Genomic DNA, 15,377 nt, shown 5'->3' on the forward strand with positions numbered 1-15,377 from the left:
TCGGGCTTGACCCGAGGACCCACAATCACCCGCGACAATGGATCCTCGGGTCGAGCCCGAGGATGACGTCGTGTTTGGGGGGAAGGGGTGCACCACCGCACCCCGACCACTTACGAAGCCCGCTTCGTCGGCTGGAACCGTTCCCGCAGAAGCTTCAGCGCCGCATCGCCGGAAACCGGGGTGCCGAACAGGAAGCTTTGGCCGAAGTGGCAGTTCATCCGTGAAAGCTCCGCCGCGTCTTCGGGTGTTTCGATGCCTTCGGCCACCACCTGCATGTCGAGCGCACGCGCCATGGCGATGACGGAGCGTAGCAGCACGTTGCGCTTGTCGCTGGTATTGGCCACCAGCGCCTTGTCGAGCTTGATCGTGTCGAAGGGGAAACGAGTGAGATAGGCAAGCGACGAATAGCCGGTGCCGAAATCGTCCATGGCAAGGCTGATGCCGGTTTCCTTGAGCTTGGAAAGGACCAGCCGCGCCTGTTCGGGGTTTTCCATCACCACCGATTCCGTCAATTCCAGTTTCAGCTGCTGCGGATTGCAGCGCGTGCGCGTCAGCATGCTGCGCACGTCGGTATATAATTCGTTGTTCAGCAATTGTGCGCTGGAAATATTGACGGAAATGAAGATCGGCATCTTCTCGATGGCATGTTGCCAGTCCATCAGATCGGTCGCCGCCCGTTCCAGCGCGAACATGCCGAGCGGTTCGATGAGGCCCGAAGCTTCGGCGATGGGAATGAATTCGCTGGGCGCGATATTGCCCCGCTTGGGATGCTCCCACCGCATGAGGGCCTCGAAACCGGCAATTTCGCCGTCGTCCAGCTTGACGATCGGCTGGTAGGCAAGCGACAGCTCCTTGCGCTCGATGGCGCGGCGAAGGTCGCTTTCCATTTGCAGGCGGTCGGTGCCGGACGTGCGGAAGGCGGGGCGGAAAGGCTCGACGCGGTTTCCGCCAGCCCGCTTGGCGCGGTACATGGCGAGTTCCGCATCGCTCAGAAGTCCGGCGGCGCTTTCCTGCTGGTCGATCCATGAGACGAGGCCGATGGAGGCGGTGAGGATGATTTCGCGATTGGCGAAATTGATCGGCACCATGATCGCCTTGTTCACCGCATCGGCGAAATCGGCAACCCGCTGCGGATCGCGCTCTGAGGTCAGGATCAGGCCGAATTCATCGCCGCCGAGACGCGCCAGCGTATCCTGCGGTTTCAGGAGACGGCGCAGACGCCGCGTCAGAGCGATGAGGATATTGTCGCCCGCAGCGATACCCAGAGTATCGTTGACCAGCTTGTAGCGGTCGATATCGATCGCCATCACGGTCGGCCGCACGCTCTCGCTGTCGGGAGAGAGGTTGAGGATCGATTGCAGGCGGTCGAGAAACACCTGCCGGTTCGGAAGCCCGGTCAGATTGTCGTTCATTGCATCCTGCAACAGCCGCTCGACCGAATTCTTCTGCTCGGTGATATCGGTAATGGTGCCGACGCAGCGGATGATTTCGCCGTTGGAGCCGAGAACCGGACGGGCGCGGATTTGCAGCCAGTGGAAATGCCCGTCTTCGGCGCGAATGCGGAATTCGTGGTTGAGCCGGCCCTTGCGATGGTCGAGCAGCACGTCGAGCGTCGCCTTGAACCGGTCGCGATCGTCAGGGTGCAGGCGCGGCAGCCAGTTGCGCGCAGCACCGTGCATGGTGCCGGGCTCCAGCCCCAGCCGGTTGGAAATATCGGGCGTGGTGACGATGCGGTCGCGCGTCACATCCCAATCCCACACGGTATCGCCGCTGCCGGTCAGGGCCAGCGATTGCCGCTCGAGATCGGAGAACAGGCCCTGCTGATAGGCGCTGCCGGCAAAGGCGTGCTGGATGACGGTAAAGCCGATCAGAAGCACGATCAGCACCAGCCCGCCGCCGAGCGCCGGCTGTACGATGTCGTTGTCCAACTGTCCCGTCACCGTAAGCCAACCGCCGAACAGCCAGACGAGGATGAGCGCCCAGGAGGGAACGAGCAGGATCGCCCGGTCGTAGCGGTTGAAACCGAGATAGACGATGAGCGCGATACCGGCGGTCGCTGTCAGAGCGAAGGATACGCGGGCGATACCGGACGCGACCGAAGGATCGTAGATGGCGACGCCGAAAAGCAGCACCAGCCCCACCACCCAGGCGAATGTCGCGTAACCCAGATGTGCATGCCAGCGATTGAGATTGAGATAGGTGAACAGGAAGACCACGAAGCTGGAGGCGAGAGCCACTTCGGCGCCCGCCCTCCATATTCGCTGATCGCTGGACGTGACGGTGATGAGCTTTTCGAGAAAACCGAAATCGACGCAGATATAGGCCAGTACCGCCCAGGCAAGTGCAGCCGAGGCCGGCAGAACGGAGGTTCCCTTGACCACGAACAGAATCGTCAGAAGCACGGCCAGAAGGCCGGCGATACCGAGCACGATGCCACGATAAAGCGTAAACGCGTTGATCGTGTCCTTGTAGGCTTCCGGTTCCCACAGATAGATCTGCGGCAATTGCGGGGTCGAAAGTTCCGCGACGAAGGTGATGACGGAGCCGGGGTTGAGCGTGATGCGGAACACGTCGGCATCCGGGCTTGGCTGCCTGTCGAGCGCGAAGCCCTCGCTCGGCGTGATCGCCATGATGCGCTGCGAGCCGAGATCGGGCCAGAACAGCTTGGAATTCACCAGACGGAAATGCGGGGCGACGATGACCCGCTCCAGCTGTTCTTCGGAGACGTTGGCAAGCGCAAACACCGCCCAGTCGCCCTGGTGGTCGGTGGAGCTGGCGCGCACCTCGATGCGGCGGCGGATGCCATCAGGTCCGGGTGCGGTCGAGACCTGAAAGGCCTCGCCCTGGTTGGCATAGATATCGGTCGTTGCGGTGAGGTCGAGCGCCGTGTCGTCACGGGAAATCTTCACCGGTTCGAAAGCGTAGGAATGAGAGGCAAAAAGCAGGAAAAGCAGGAAAAACGGCGCAGCCAATGCAATTGCCGCCAACCGTTTCGACAGGCACGGCGCAGAGTGATTGTAGGTCATGTATCGTACTTCGTTCCGCCGGAGCTTTGCTTGTCGGCAAGAAGGGAAAACATCATATGATCCCGCCATTGGCCATTGATTTTCAGATATTCCCGCAAGAGACCTTCCCGCTGGAACCCGGCATTTTCGAGGAGCCGGATGCTTTTGAAGTTTTCCGGAATACAGGCTGCCTCGATACGGTGCAACTGAAGTCCGCTGAAGATATAGGGTATTACCAATTTTAATGCGGCGGACATATGGCCTTGCGCGGCGTAACGTTCGCCCACCCAATATCCGATCATGCAGCTTTGCGCAGCACCCCGGCGGATGTATCCGATGGTGATGCCGCCGACGAGCAGCGTCTCCTTCTCGAACAGCAGAAACGACACGGCGGTGCCGGAGGAAAACTCCTGGCCGTTACGCACCACGCGCGTGCGGAAGGAGCCTTCCGTCAGTTCGTCCGGCCGCCAGGCGGGCTCCCAGGGCTGGAGAAACTGCCGGCTTTCGGAGCGCAGGACGTGCCATTGCCTGAAATCGCCATAGCGCGGCAGTCTGAGAAGATGGTCGGCGCTGCGCAATTCGGGCGTGTCGTTATGTCGGGAAAGAAAACGCAGCATTCACCATCCCTGTGCGGAAGAAACCGCCACCCTCAGCCGTTCGCCTTTATCCTTGCGGGCTGCTGCGCGGAAAGCGCGGCAGTGATGTCTGAAAGAGGCGGCAGCTTTTCGAGCGGGCCAATTGCGGACAACGTCGGAACTGTATCGAAAAACAGCCGTCCTGCAAGATCGGTCAGGCGTTCCCGCGTGATGTCGTTCAGGCGCTCCATCATCTCCTCATTGGGGATGGGGCGGCCATAAAGCATCATCTGCCGGGCGATCTGGCCGGCGCGCGCGGCCGGGCTTTCCTGTCCCATCAGCAATTGCGCGCGGATTTGCGCACGGGCGCGGTCGATTTCTTCCTGATGGATTGTCTGCGAAGACTTGCGCAGCTCGTCGAGGATGACGGGTATCAGTTCCGGCAGGTCGTTGCCGCCGGTCGCCGCATGCACGCCGAAGATGCCGGTATCGGAAAAACCCCAATGGAAGGCATAGACGGAATAACAAAGGCCGCGCGCTTCACGCACTTCCTGGAAGAGGCGTGATGACATGCCGCCGCCAAGAATATTGGCGAGAATCTGCGAACAGTAGAAATCGCGGGCATGGTAGGCCTTGCCCTCGAAGCCGAGAAGCACCTGCGCGTCCATCAGGTCGCGGGTCTCGCGGATTTCCCCGCCGGTATAGATCGCCTTTTCGAGAACCGGCGTGGCGATCGGCAGCTGCGGCAGCGTGGCGAAACGCTCTTCCACCTGCTTCACGAAGCTTTGGTGATCGACGGCACCCGCCGCAACGACGAAGATGCGGTCCGTCGTATAGTTGCGTGCGAGATAATGCCTTATCTGGGCGCTGGTAAAGGATTGCACGGTTTCCGGCGTGCCGAGGATCGGGCGGCCGATGGTCTGGTCGCGATAGGCGACACCGGAAAAATTGTCAAAGATCACGTCATCAGGCGTATCGGTGGCGGCGCCGATTTCCTGGAGAATGACGTTTTTCTCCCGCTCCAGCTCGTCTTCGTCGAAGAGCGATTCCGTCAGAATGTCGGCAAGGATATCGACGGCCAGCGGTACGTGGTCTTTGAGGACCCGGGCATAATAGGAGGTTGTTTCCGTCGATGTCGCGGCGTTGACTTCGCCGCCGACATTTTCGATCTCTTCGGCGATCTGCCGGGCGGTGCGGCGCGCCGTGCCCTTGAAGGCCATATGTTCGAGAAGATGGGCGATGCCATGTTCGGCAGTCGTCTCGTTGCGGGAACCGGATTTGATCCACACCCCAAGAGCAACGCTTTCGAGATGTGGCATTTTTTCCGTCACAACGGTCAACCCGGACGAAAGCCGGGTCACATTAACTTTCATATCAAGTCTTTCCGCGTCTCTATTTGCCGGCGCGTGCGTGGCTGCCGATGAATGTTTCCACCGCTTTCAGCTCTGCATCCAGAATGTCGAAACGCTCCTCCCGGTTCATAATGTCAGCTAGCCATACTGGAAGCGCCGGGTCGATTGCGCAAGCGGATTTTACGGCGGCCGGGAATTTAGCCGGGTGGGCGGTAGACAGCACTACCATCGGGCTTGACGCCTTTTCGTGCTTTTCCGCCACGAAAACGCCGGTGGCCGTATGCGGGTCGATCAGGTATCCGGTTTTTTCAAGCGTATCGCGGATTGTCGCCGCCACCTGCTTTTCGGTGGCACGGCCGGCGCGGAAATCGCGCTTGATGAATTTGAGGGCATGCGGCGGAATTTCAAACGCGCCGGACTGCTTCAGGCCGTCCATCGATGCCTTTACCGCAGCGGAATCGCGGCCATAGGCCTCGAACAGCAGTCGCTCGAAATTCGACGAGATCTGAATATCCATGGAGGGTGAAGTGGTGGATTTGACGCCCCGCATCTCGTAACGGCCGGTCTTCAGCGCGCGCGCCAGAATGTCGTTGTCATTGGTGGCGATGACAAGTCTGTCGATCGGCAGGCCCATCTTCTTGGCGACATAACCGGCAAAGATATCGCCGAAATTACCCGTTGGAACGGTGAAGGAAATCTTCCGGTCCGGGCCGCCGAGCGACAGCGACGCGGTGAAATAATAGACCACCTGCGCCATGATGCGCGCCCAGTTGATGGAGTTCACGCCGGAAAGCTTCACGCCGTCGCGGAATTTCGCGTCGTTGAACATTTCTTTGACGAGGTTCTGGCAATCGTCGAAATTGCCGTTGATCGCCATCGCATGCACGTTGGAGGCGGTCGAGGTCGTCATCTGGCGCTGCTGCACCGGAGAGACCTTGCCATTGGGGAAAAGGATGAAGATGTCGGTGCGCTCGCGACCGGCAAAGGCGTCGATTGCCGCGCCACCGGTATCGCCGGAGGTGGCGCCGACAATGGTGGCGCGCTCGCCGCGCTCAGCCAGCGTATAGTCCATCAGGCGGGCGAGAAGCTGCATCGCCACGTCCTTGAAGGCGAGCGTGGTGCCGTGGAAAAGCTCAAGCACGAACGTGTTCGGGCCGGTCTGCGTCAGTGGCGCGACGGCCGGATGGCGGAACGTCGCATAGGCATCGTCGATCATCGCCCTGAACTTATCGGCCGGGATTTCGCCGCCGGTGAAACGGTAGAGAACCTCGAACGCGATGTCCTGATAGGATTTTCCGCGCAGGTTGCGGATTTCCTTCTTCGACATGGAGGGCCATTCGCGCGGCACGTAAAGCCCGCCGTCACGGCCAAGGCCCGCCAGAAGCGCGTCGCAGAAACCAAGCGAAGGGGCCGCACCCCTGGTCGATACATATTTCACGAGATAGTTCCCTGTCCTTTATCGGTCTGTCCGTTGCCGATGTTACCGGCGTCTTCGTCAGCAGGCTCTTGCCAAAATGAGGCGATTGGTGAGGTAATGAAGGGCTTTTTTGAAAATTCAAGCAAAACCGAACATGCCAATCGATTTTTTCCGGCGTCGCTGCTATAGACCATCGCCAACCTGCGTGAAAGGTCAATAAACAGCGTCTCCGGTTCGGTTCCGGGACAATGGAGAGGGAATTAGAAGAGTGTCAGGGAATTTCTTGCGTTTGTCCGCCGCGATGTCGCTTCTGGCCGTCGTTGCAGGATGCAATTCCTCCAATCCGGCGGACTCGCTTGCCGTCAATCCCCCGGCGGCGCAGGCCAATCCGGTTGCCGCGGTGGTGCAGGCAAATTGCCCGGCCGTGACGGTTCTCGACGCCAACGCCGTCCACCGCGTCTATTCCGGTGGGGCGAAGGACGATCCGCAGAAACTGGCCTATCAGGTCTCGCTCTCCGACACGACGCGCTCGTGCACCGCGAACGAAACGACGCTGACGGTGAACGTGCTGGCCCAGGGCCGCCTCGTTCCCGGCCCCATGTCGAAGCCCGGCCGCGTGACCGTGCCCATCCGTGTCACGGTGAAGGACGGCGACGGCGAGATTTACGGCGAAACGACCAATTTCGCCATCGACGTTCCGGCTGGCCAGAGCGGCACGCAGTTCATCTTCAACAATGACCACGTCGCTATTCCCAATGCACCGGGTGGCGCACCGAAGTCGGTCAGCGTCTATATCGGTTTTGCCGAGCAGGGCGCAAAGGGCAAGACCAAGCGCCGGTGATTTGACGGACGGGTCATTAAAAAACCGGAGGCTGCTAGGCGGGCTCCGGTCTTTATTGAACGACGAATTTAAAGGCCGGCTGCCTTTCGCAGTGCGTCATTGATGCGGCTCTGCCACCCTTTGCCACTGTTGCGAAAACGCTCCACTACGTCCTCATCGAGGCGCAACGTCACCTGTTTCTTCGGTTTGTCCACCGGCGGGCGGCCACGTGTCTTTCGGTATTCATCAATCGCTTCGAAAAAAGCGGACGGCAAAACGTCCCGAGCCGGACGCATATTTGCGAGTTCCTCATCCGTCATTTCCGGGAAGTCCACCGCATTCCAGTCCGCTTCGGTATAGCCGTGTCCGGGTTCGAATTCTTTTAGTTTCGTAACTTTGGCCATGGCAACTTCCTTCTTTCCTTGAAACTTGCCCGACGGAAGCTGATGACGGATATCGCTTCTGTTCCGACAGTCGCAAAAACAACGGCCGTCGTCCCGTCCTGAAAATATCCGATCGCTTTGAAGCGCGAGCTTCCCGGTTCGGTCAGGCTTTTCTCGATGATGGCGTTTTCCCAACCAAACCCATCGATATCTGCAAAGTCGAAGCCGTGCTTCTTGATGTTGGCCAGCCTCTTGGGCTCGTCCCATATTATTTTCATAATTAATGTAGCTACATTTATTAAAATATCAATGCAGCTAGTCAAATCATGAAAGAGACCCCTTCACAATTCAAAAAGCGCCTTCCCATTCCGCCATCGCCGCAATGACGGCGGGTAGGTCGTTCATGCGCGAAATCACGGTTTCCGCGCCCGCATCCGTCAGCCGGTCGGCATGGCTCGGATAGGTGTGGGATGCGCCGGTGAAGCCGATGACGCGCATGCCGGCGGCTCTCGCACCATGGATGCCGTGCACGGAATCCTCGATCACGACCACGCGGTCGGGGGAGACGCCGAACTGCGCCGCGCCATGCAGGAAGATATCGGGCTTCGGCTTGACGCGGTCGGCGCCTAAGTCCTTGGCGGAATAGATATGCGGCGCGAAATAGGGCTTCAGGCCGACTTTCGTCAGCATCATGTCGAGGCGGTGGCTGGAGGAATTCGAGCAGATGCAGCGCGGTGTCGTCAGCCGCGACAGCGCAAACTTGACGCCCTCGATGATCTTCACGTCGCGTTCCAGCCGCGCATCGAGCAGTTTTTCCGACTTGTCGAGCAGGGATGCGGACAACGGGATGCTGGCTTCGCGCTCCACCTGCAGGAGGATGTTCTTCCAGGTCATGCCGGCAAAACGCTCGCCCATTTCCTCGACGGAGATGGGATAACCCGCCTCGGTCAGGAGACGGGACTCCACCTGTGCCGCGATGATTTCGGAATCGACCAGAACGCCGTCACAGTCGAAAATAATGAGGTCGAAGCCGCTCATGGGCGCTCCCTATATCGAATTTGCTTGGAGGAAAGTGATGCCGGGCTTTTAGACCATGTCCGCGTCAAGCTCAACCGGCTGGCCCGCAAGGGTCGGTCCCATCAGGCTCATAGCTCGGGCGGGCCTGGGCAAGCGACTGTCCGGCCTTGAATATTTGCTTTTGCGCATTCCCCTGATGCAAAAACCGCTACACACATTCGCGCCGGATGCGTTATGGAATGTCATGCCCAAGACAGTGAAAACCAGACCCGAAGACACGATCGCCGCACGCATCAGCCGCACTCTGGCCGACCGCATCGTGCGCGGCGAGCTGTCGCCGGGCGAACGTTTGCGGCAGGATCATATCGCCGCCGAATTCGGCGCTTCGCATGTGCCGGTACGCGAGGCATTCCGCAGGCTGGAAGCGCAGGGTCTGGCCGCCAGCATTCCGCGCCGGGGTGTCAGGGTTGCGGACTTCGGCCTTGCCGATGTGCGCGAGGTCGCGGAAATGCGCGCGGCGCTTGAGGTTCTGGCGCTGCGCCACGCCATTCCCAACATGACCGCCGCCATTCTCGACCAGGCGGAAGCCGCCACGCTTGAGGGTGACAGCGCCGTCGACGTGCAGCAGTGGGAAGAGGCCAATCGCCGCTTCCACCGCCTCATCACCGCGCCCTGCAATATGCCACGCCTGATGGAGGCGATCGACGGCCTGCATGCGGCAAGCGCCCGCTTTCTGTTTTCCGCCTGGCGGGCAGGCTGGGAGCGGCGCACCGACACCGACCACCGCGCGATCCTCGACGCTTTGCGCGGCGGCCGTGCCGAGGAGGCGGTGCGCATCCTCGACGGGCATGTGCAATGGATCGGCCGCAAGGCGATCCGCACCTCTTCCGGCTCGGTGCACGACGCCTTCGCCATCGTCGGATAGGTCGGAGGCGATTGGCTGTGGTCTTTTGGACTCTGTCGGAAAAGTCGTTTATCGATATCCAGCCCGCGATAGTGATCAGCAGTTTGCAAGGGAATATGGATGGCGGTTGAGACGGCGAATTCACGAACCGGATTTTTCGGCCGTCCCGCCTTGCGACTGCTCTGTCCGCAGCCCCGTTTCCAGCTTGGGAAACGCGGCCAGTGACGGTTCGCCTGCGCCCCCATCACCTTCTCTGCATGCTGACCTATGTGGGAAAGGGATATACTTCCGGCTTCGTCGAGAATTACGACCGTGTCGCCGCCCGGCTTAACGCGGGCGAGGAAGGTATCGAGCTGGTCAACGGTCCCGACGATATCTGTGTCGGCCTGTTGTGCGAAAGTCATGCCCATTGTTTCAACGAGGGCGTGGTGCAGCGGGATGAGGTTGCCCGGCTTTCGGTTTCGACGCTTTTGAACGAGACGCTTGAGCCCGGAAAACGCCTGCGGGCAACGCCGGACTTTTTGGCGAAGATGCGTCTGGCCTTCGCCGCCGGGGAAATCCGGCAGGCCTGTCGCGGTTGCCAGTGGATAAGGCTGTGCGACCGCATCGCGGCGTCAGGATTCACCGGCGTGAAAATTGGCGAGCCGCCATCGCGCCCGGCCGGGCAGCGATTTGCACCTACTCCGGCACATTCGTCTCGGTTCTCTCGGCGGCCTTGACTGTCGCCTTGATTTCCTTCGGCTCGCGGCCGGATTTCTTGTCGTAGCTCACCTTCACCGAATAATCGCCGGGATGCAGGGTTTCCTGATGCCGGGTGCCGTAACGGCCGGAAATCTCCTTTTGCGTGCCCTGAAGGTCCTTGGTCGTCTCGACGATATCGATCCGCTCTGCCCCCGGCGCCGTGATTGCGAGAACGCCCGCATCGAGGTCGATGCTGACCTCTGTGCGGTTTCCGGCGGTCACGGTGAATGGCTGATCCACCGTGACCTTGCCGAGACGCGCGCGCATCACGAAATCACCGGCGGGCATTTCCATCATCTTGCCGGTGCCGTAAATGCCATTGATGGTCTGGCGGGTGCCATCAAGCGTCTCCTTGGCGGAGAGCGCCTCGAAACGGATATCGTCCGTCTCCACCGCCTTGTTACCCTGCGCATAGACCGCCCTGGCGATGACTACGCCGCTCGGGATGACAAGCTCGTGGCTGATCTTCTCGCCCGCCTCGATGGCAAGCGTTTCCTGCGCGCGCGCCGGGCCGATGCTGCCCGTCAGAACGACTTCGCCCGCCGGCACGAAGGCCGTGTTCCGGCCGTAGACGCTGTCCTTGAAATCGTCCTTGGTGATTTCGGTTTTCGCCTGACTTTCCACATCGCCGCCGGGGCTGCGTTTCGGCACCACCGTCAGTTCGGCCGCGTCGAAATTCACCTTCGGCCTCGCGATGCTTCCGCCTTTCACCTCGAAGGCTATTTCGCGGGTAACATTGCCCAGCGCCGCCACACCGACATATTTGCCCGCAGGCAGCTTCGCCTCAAAACTGGCGTCATAGGAGCCGCCGGCATTGACGTCGCTGCGCATACCGGCACGGTCGGCCTTGTAGAAATCCCACCGCACCCTGTCGCTGTTGCCAAGCGAGGGACCACCGTCGAACAGCACCGCATCGGTGACGACGTTATATTGCGGTGCCGGTTCCTGCGCCGGCAATGGTGACGGCAGCGCCGCCACGAGAAGAGCGGCGGAAACGACATGCACTGAAAAAGAAGCCATTCTCGTCACGGACCCCATTGCGGACTACCCCCTGAATTGCCGGTCTTCCCGCCGCACCGACATGTGGAACAGGACAACCCGTTGTGCACAACGTTTTTGCGGGACTTCGGGTTCCCGCCTGCCGCTGCAAATCCGGGAAAGAGGCCGCAACAGCCATTTATTTCGCATTTTCCGTGACTTGTTCAGGCTTTGATAACCATCTTCGGTAACCATAAGCATCAGTAGAGAGTAAGCGTATGGAGCGAGTACCAATGGCAGCAGTTTTTCCGCTGGCCGATTTTCGGCGTGCCGGTTTTGATCGTGCGGGCGAGAGTGACGCCTGGAAAGACAGCATCATCAAAGGTGATTGTGTCGCTGCCTTGGATGCCCTCCCGAGCCAGTCGGTGGATGCGATATTCGCCGATCCGCCGTATAATCTCCAGCTTGGCGGCACGCTGCACCGGCCCGATCAGTCGCTGGTCGATGCTGTCGATGACGAATGGGACCAGTTCGCATCCTTCGAGGCCTATGACGCCTTCACCCGCGCCTGGCTGCTCGCCTGCCGCCGCGTGCTGAAACCGAACGGCACCATCTGGGTCATCGGCTCCTATCACAACATCTTCCGCGTCGGCTCCATGCTCCAGAACCTCGATTTCTGGATCCTCAACGATATCGTCTGGCGCAAGACCAATCCCATGCCCAATTTCAAGGGCCGCCGTTTCCAGAACGCCCACGAGACCATGATCTGGGCAAGTCGCGATCCGAAAGCCAAAGGCTACACCTTCAACTACGACGCGCTGAAGGCCTCCAACGACGATGTGCAGATGCGCTCCGACTGGCTGTTCCCGATCTGCAGCGGCAACGAGCGGCTGAAGGGTGACGACGGCAAGAAGGCGCATCCGACCCAGAAGCCGGAAGCATTGCTGGCGCGCATCATCATGGCCTCCACCAAGCCGGGCGATATCGTGCTCGACCCGTTCTTCGGTTCCGGCACGACAGGTGCTGTTGCCAAACGTCTTGGCCGCCACTTCGTCGGCATCGAGCGCGAACAAGATTATATCGATGCGGCGTCTGCCCGCATCGCCGCCGTCGAGCCGCTCGGCAAGGCGGAATTGACCGTCATGACCGGCAAGAAGGCCGAACCGCGCGTTGCCTTCAATACCCTGGTGGAAAGCGGGCTCGTCCGCCCCGGCCAGGTGCTGATGGATGCGAAGCGCCGTTATAGTGCCATTATTCGTGCCGATGGTACGGTTGCATCCGGCGGGACCGCCGGCTCCATTCACCGTCTCGGTGCAAAGGTGCAGGGTCTCGACGCATGCAACGGATGGACGTTCTGGCACTTCGAGGATGGCGACCAGTTGAAGCCTATCGACGATCTGAGAACGATCATCCGCAGTGAACTGGCAAAGGCCTGACAGTCGAAAGCCGAAAGGCTAAAGGCAACGATCCACCGCCCGCCATTGTCAGCATACGTCTCCGTCCGGTTTAGTACCTTCAGTCCCGGATGGAGAATAACCAACGCCCGGCACCTCGGTGTCGGGCGTTGGTATTTTCGAATATATAAATTTAGCCAGACAAGTTTCGCGCAAGAGAACGGCCATAAGGTCTGACGCAAAGCAATGGTTGTGTAAGTCCGGTTCGGACAGTTCACGAAAACATTGCTGTCCCATGCCGCTTGCGGCAGGACTGGCGCAGGCCGGAGACCGCCATTTCCGCCTGCGCCAATTTTCCTTCCCGACCTGTTTTGACAAACTTTGCCAAATTCTTCATCCTGTCTTCAAAGGAGATGAAGATGGTGACCATGAACATATCTTTGCCCGGGCCGATGAAAGAATGGGTCGAAGCCCAGTCGAAAACGGGCCGCTACTCCAATGCCAGCGACTATGTGCGCGACCTGATCCGCAAGGATCAGGAACGGGGTGAGAAGATCGCGGCGATGCAACGTCTGGCGGATGAGGGCTTGAAGAGCGGTGTCGGTCTCCGATCGCAGGACGCCCTGTTTGCCGAGGCCAAGGCCCGGTCCGCGAAACGCGATCTCGGTTGATGGGCTATCGCCTGTCTCTGCTCGCGGAAGAGGATGTCATTCGCATTGCGGAGGAAGGCATCCTGATATTCGGGCTTGAGCAGGTGCGAAAATACCATCAGGAACTCTTCGCAGTCTTCAGATTGATATCTCTCAATCCACGAATGGCGCGTGAACGGCATGAATTATCACCGCCACTGCGCATTCACAGGTTCCGGGCGCATCTGGTCATCTATCGAGTGGACGCGGACGACGAAATATTCATCGTCCGCGTGCGTCATGGGCATGAGGACTGGGTGAAGGAACCCTAGATCGTCGAAAAAACAACGTTGGGATCGGTGTCCTACACCTCCACCCCATAGACCCGCAAATCCTGCCTCAGCTGTTCAGCGCTGGTAAAATGCACCGCCTGCCAGCCGGCCGCCTTCGCGCCTTCCACATTCACCAGCGTATCGTCGATGAAGAGGCTGGTGGCGGGGTTGAGGCCGAATTCCTTGGCGTGCAGCTCGTAGATCGCCACATCCGGCTTCAACAGCTTCACGTCGCCAGAGACCGTCACGCCGCGCGGCAGTTTGAGGAACGGAAACATCTCCTGTGCCTCGCGAAAGGTGTCGGAGGCGAAGTTGGTCAGCATCGTCACGTCGTGACCGCTGTCGATCAGTCCGGTCATGATGGCGACGCTGTCGTCATAGGAATGCGAGACCATTTCGTGCCAGAATTTGCGGAAGGAACGAATATGTTCTTCCCGCTCGGGAAACCGTTCCACCAGCAGCGCCTCGGCATCTTCCCAGCGACGTCCGCGATCCTGTTCGAGGTTCCAGTCATGGGTGCAGATATTGTCGAAGAACCATTTGCGCTCGTCGGCATCGGGAATGAGGCGGCTATAGGGAATATGCGGATCGTAATGGATCAGCACCTTGCCGATGTCGAATACGATATGGTCAATCTTGGTCATCGAACTTCCTGCTCTTGTCAAAATGCAGATGGAATAGCCTGGGCGATGACTTTTTTCATCACTGTCGGCAAGGCTTGCGCGTCAAGATTTGTAACCGGCTCCCACCATCCGTCATCCGGGCCGGTTTGGAGACCATCCGGCACCTGCGCGCGATAGACGGTGAGCCGCAGCTCGAAATGGGTGAAGACATGCACGATGACGCCCGCCGCCTGCCAGGGGGCGGCAAAGGGCGCATGTGTGGTGTCCGTGCCGCCATCCACGCGGGCGGTCCATGCCGTTGTCGGCACCTCCGTCATGCCGCCGAGAAGGCCGCTTTCGATGCGCCGCCGGAGCATGATTTCGCCGCTGGCATTCACCGCCACGAAGGCAGCCCCGAGCCGCACTGGTTTTGCCTTTTTCGCGGCCTTGACCGGAAAACGCTCCGGCTCGTCATGGGCAAGCGCAAGACAGCAACCGTTGAACGGACAGAGCGCGCAGGCCGGCCGCTTCGGCGTGCAGATCGTCGCACCGAGATCCATCATCGCCTGGGCAAAATCGCCGGGCCGGTCTGCCGGCGTGAGTTCGGCCACCTTGGCTTTCATGGCGGGTTTCGAGCCGGGCAGGGGGGCGTCGATGGTAAAGAGGCGGGAGATGACTCGCTCGACATTGCCGTCCATCACCGCCGCCTGCCGGTTGAAGGCGATGGCGGCAACCGCTGCGGACGTATAATCGCCGATGCCGGGCAGTTTTTTGAGGCCCTCTTCATTGTCCGGAAAAATGCCGCCATGCTCTTTCGCCACGGCTTCCGCGCATTTTTTCAGGTTGCGGGCGCGGGCGTAATAACCAAGTCCCGCCCAGGCGGCCATCACATCCTCGACCGGTGCCGCCGCCAGATCGCCAACGGTCGGCCAGGCGGCGAGGAACTTCAGGAAATAAGGCTTCACCGCCTGCACCGTCGTCTGCTGCAGCATGACTTCGGACAGCCAGACATGATAGGGATCGGCACGTTTTCCTTGTGCCGCCATGGCCGGAGAAGTGCGCCACGGCAACTCGCGATGGTGGCGGTCGTACCATGCGAGCAGCATGTGCGCCTGAGGCGCCGGGGCGGTTTTTTGAAGCATGGTTTGCCGTTTCTCTTCGATTCGGCCTATAGTTGGCCATTCATACCGACCTATCAAGAAGCTCCGCGCCTGTGCGGTCCTGAAAC

General features: G+C 60.0%; 18 protein-coding genes. 6 read left to right on the forward strand and 12 right to left on the reverse strand.

From position 1 onward, the window contains the following. Positions 1-110: 110 nt before the first annotated feature. The 5 genes from RS75_RS12910 to RS75_RS26635 are packed head-to-tail and all read right to left on the reverse strand — an operon-like array spanning position 111 to position 6,543. Entirely contained in the window at positions 111-3,026 is a 2,916-nt protein-coding gene (locus RS75_RS12910) for an EAL domain-containing protein (RefSeq protein ID WP_045021030.1), read from the reverse strand. After that, positions 3,023-3,622: a GNAT family N-acetyltransferase gene (locus tag RS75_RS12915; RefSeq protein ID WP_045021032.1), complete on the reverse strand. Its 600-nt coding sequence runs from the start codon at positions 3,620-3,622 to the stop codon at positions 3,023-3,025. The genes RS75_RS12910 and RS75_RS12915 overlap by 4 nt, the downstream gene beginning before the upstream one ends. 32 nt (positions 3,623-3,654) lie before the next feature. Then, positions 3,655-4,953, reverse strand: a complete 1,299-nt coding sequence (locus RS75_RS12920) for a M16 family metallopeptidase (protein WP_045021034.1) — start codon at positions 4,951-4,953, stop codon at positions 3,655-3,657. Positions 4,954-4,972: 19 nt separating this feature from the next. Then, positions 4,973-6,370, reverse strand: a complete 1,398-nt coding sequence (gene thrC, locus RS75_RS12925) for a threonine synthase (protein WP_045021035.1) — start codon at positions 6,368-6,370, stop codon at positions 4,973-4,975. Next, positions 6,367-6,543 carry a hypothetical protein gene (locus RS75_RS26635; RefSeq protein ID WP_160297184.1) on the reverse strand — a complete coding sequence of 59 codons (177 nt, stop codon included), beginning with the start codon at positions 6,541-6,543 and terminating at the stop codon, positions 6,367-6,369. Before RS75_RS26635 ends, thrC begins: the two co-directional genes overlap by 4 nt. A gap of 107 nt (positions 6,544-6,650) precedes the next feature. Here RS75_RS26635 and RS75_RS12930 point away from each other — a divergent pair, with 107 nt between their 5' ends. Beyond that, positions 6,651-7,190: a hypothetical protein gene (locus RS75_RS12930; protein ID WP_045021175.1), complete on the forward strand. Its 540-nt coding sequence runs from the start codon at positions 6,651-6,653 to the stop codon at positions 7,188-7,190. Between the two features lie 68 nt (positions 7,191-7,258). On the opposite strand, the gene RS75_RS12935 is transcribed toward RS75_RS12930, so the two are convergent. The 3 genes from RS75_RS12935 to RS75_RS12945 all read right to left on the reverse strand — a co-directional run bounded on the left by RS75_RS12935 (position 7,259) and on the right by RS75_RS12945 (position 8,590). Then, positions 7,259-7,573 (reverse strand): BrnA antitoxin family protein, encoded by a 315-nt coding sequence (locus tag RS75_RS12935; RefSeq protein WP_045021037.1) that lies wholly within the window; start codon positions 7,571-7,573, stop codon positions 7,259-7,261. After that, on the reverse strand, positions 7,552-7,830 hold the full coding sequence (locus RS75_RS12940) for a BrnT family toxin (RefSeq protein WP_045021039.1): 279 nt from the start codon (positions 7,828-7,830) through the stop codon (positions 7,552-7,554). Before RS75_RS12940 ends, RS75_RS12935 begins: the two co-directional genes overlap by 22 nt. A 70-nt stretch (positions 7,831-7,900) precedes the next feature. Next, complete coding sequence (locus RS75_RS12945; RefSeq protein WP_045021042.1) at positions 7,901-8,590, reverse strand: HAD family hydrolase; 690 nt, start codon at positions 8,588-8,590, stop codon at positions 7,901-7,903. Positions 8,591-8,813: 223 nt separating this feature from the next. Here RS75_RS12945 and RS75_RS12950 point away from each other — a divergent pair, with 223 nt between their 5' ends. Together RS75_RS12950 and RS75_RS12955 are read left to right on the forward strand one after the other, a co-directional pair. Next, on the forward strand, positions 8,814-9,494 hold the full coding sequence (locus RS75_RS12950; RefSeq protein WP_045021178.1) for a GntR family transcriptional regulator: 681 nt from the start codon (positions 8,814-8,816) through the stop codon (positions 9,492-9,494). A 236-nt stretch (positions 9,495-9,730) separates the two neighbouring features. Beyond that, on the forward strand, positions 9,731-10,192 hold the full coding sequence (locus tag RS75_RS12955; RefSeq protein WP_045021180.1) for a DUF1284 domain-containing protein: 462 nt from the start codon (positions 9,731-9,733) through the stop codon (positions 10,190-10,192). Here the strand turns inward: RS75_RS12955 and RS75_RS12960 are convergent. Beyond that, positions 10,152-11,252, reverse strand: coding sequence for a hypothetical protein (locus RS75_RS12960; RefSeq protein WP_045021043.1), 1,101 nt, complete (start codon positions 11,250-11,252; stop codon positions 10,152-10,154). The two genes, RS75_RS12955 and RS75_RS12960, sit on opposite strands and share 41 nt — an antisense overlap. Positions 11,253-11,485: 233 nt before the next feature. Here RS75_RS12960 and RS75_RS12965 point away from each other — a divergent pair, with 233 nt between their 5' ends. Next, on the forward strand, positions 11,486-12,628 hold the full coding sequence (locus tag RS75_RS12965) for a site-specific DNA-methyltransferase (RefSeq protein WP_045021046.1): 1,143 nt from the start codon (positions 11,486-11,488) through the stop codon (positions 12,626-12,628). A 232-nt stretch (positions 12,629-12,860) separates the two neighbouring features. Here RS75_RS12965 and RS75_RS26640 read toward each other — a convergent pair whose 3' ends face one another. Beyond that, complete coding sequence (locus tag RS75_RS26640; protein ID WP_160297185.1) at positions 12,861-13,016, reverse strand: hypothetical protein; 156 nt, start codon at positions 13,014-13,016, stop codon at positions 12,861-12,863. Between RS75_RS26640 and RS75_RS12970 the strand changes: the two genes are divergently transcribed. Next, the gene (locus RS75_RS12970) at positions 13,006-13,257 is read left to right on the forward strand and encodes a type II toxin-antitoxin system ParD family antitoxin (RefSeq protein ID WP_045021048.1); all 252 of its coding nucleotides are present in this window, start codon (positions 13,006-13,008) and stop codon (positions 13,255-13,257) included. The two genes, RS75_RS26640 and RS75_RS12970, sit on opposite strands and share 11 nt — an antisense overlap. Further along, entirely contained in the window at positions 13,257-13,547 is a 291-nt protein-coding gene (locus RS75_RS12975) for a type II toxin-antitoxin system RelE/ParE family toxin (protein WP_045021050.1), read from the forward strand. The genes RS75_RS12970 and RS75_RS12975 overlap by 1 nt, the downstream gene beginning before the upstream one ends. 32 nt (positions 13,548-13,579) lie before the next feature. Here the strand turns inward: RS75_RS12975 and RS75_RS12980 are convergent, their stop codons facing one another. Then, positions 13,580-14,191, reverse strand: a complete 612-nt coding sequence (locus RS75_RS12980; RefSeq protein WP_045021052.1) for an HAD family hydrolase — start codon at positions 14,189-14,191, stop codon at positions 13,580-13,582. Positions 14,192-14,208: 17 nt separating this feature from the next. Further along, positions 14,209-15,291, reverse strand: coding sequence for an A/G-specific adenine glycosylase (gene mutY, locus RS75_RS12985; RefSeq protein ID WP_045021053.1), 1,083 nt, complete (start codon positions 15,289-15,291; stop codon positions 14,209-14,211). Between the last annotated feature and the right edge of the window lie 86 nt (positions 15,292-15,377).

The sequence above is a fragment of the Rhizobium nepotum 39/7 genome (assembly GCF_000949865.1).
In the GTDB taxonomy this organism is placed as follows: Bacteria; Pseudomonadota; Alphaproteobacteria; order Rhizobiales; family Rhizobiaceae; genus Agrobacterium; species Agrobacterium nepotum.

Bases quoted from the DNA above. Each gene is read 5' to 3' on its own strand.
- RS75_RS12960 (WP_045021043.1), bottom strand. From the start codon at position 11,252: ATGGGGTCCGTGACGAGAATGGCTTCTTTTTCAGTGCATGTCGTTTCC.
- RS75_RS12955 (WP_045021180.1), top strand. From the start codon at position 9,731: ATGCTGACCTATGTGGGAAAGGGATATACTTCCGGCTTCGTCGAGAAT.
- RS75_RS12980 (WP_045021052.1), bottom strand. From the start codon at position 14,191: ATGACCAAGATTGACCATATCGTATTCGACATCGGCAAGGTGCTGATC.
- RS75_RS26640 (WP_160297185.1), bottom strand. From the start codon at position 13,016: ATGGTCACCATCTTCATCTCCTTTGAAGACAGGATGAAGAATTTGGCA.
- RS75_RS12975 (WP_045021050.1), top strand. From the start codon at position 13,257: ATGGGCTATCGCCTGTCTCTGCTCGCGGAAGAGGATGTCATTCGCATT.
- RS75_RS12965 (WP_045021046.1), top strand. From the start codon at position 11,486: ATGGCAGCAGTTTTTCCGCTGGCCGATTTTCGGCGTGCCGGTTTTGAT.
- RS75_RS12970 (WP_045021048.1), top strand. From the start codon at position 13,006: ATGGTGACCATGAACATATCTTTGCCCGGGCCGATGAAAGAATGGGTC.
- RS75_RS12950 (WP_045021178.1), top strand. From the start codon at position 8,814: ATGCCCAAGACAGTGAAAACCAGACCCGAAGACACGATCGCCGCACGC.
- RS75_RS26635 (WP_160297184.1), bottom strand. From the start codon at position 6,543: ATGGTCTATAGCAGCGACGCCGGAAAAAATCGATTGGCATGTTCGGTT.
- RS75_RS12915 (WP_045021032.1), bottom strand. From the start codon at position 3,622: ATGCTGCGTTTTCTTTCCCGACATAACGACACGCCCGAATTGCGCAGC.
- RS75_RS12935 (WP_045021037.1), bottom strand. From the start codon at position 7,573: ATGGCCAAAGTTACGAAACTAAAAGAATTCGAACCCGGACACGGCTAT.
- RS75_RS12920 (WP_045021034.1), bottom strand. From the start codon at position 4,953: ATGAAAGTTAATGTGACCCGGCTTTCGTCCGGGTTGACCGTTGTGACG.
- RS75_RS12945 (WP_045021042.1), bottom strand. From the start codon at position 8,590: ATGAGCGGCTTCGACCTCATTATTTTCGACTGTGACGGCGTTCTGGTC.
- RS75_RS12910 (WP_045021030.1), bottom strand. From the start codon at position 3,026: ATGACCTACAATCACTCTGCGCCGTGCCTGTCGAAACGGTTGGCGGCA.
- RS75_RS12930 (WP_045021175.1), top strand. From the start codon at position 6,651: ATGTCGCTTCTGGCCGTCGTTGCAGGATGCAATTCCTCCAATCCGGCG.
- RS75_RS12940 (WP_045021039.1), bottom strand. From the start codon at position 7,830: ATGAAAATAATATGGGACGAGCCCAAGAGGCTGGCCAACATCAAGAAG.
- mutY (WP_045021053.1), bottom strand. From the start codon at position 15,291: ATGCTTCAAAAAACCGCCCCGGCGCCTCAGGCGCACATGCTGCTCGCA.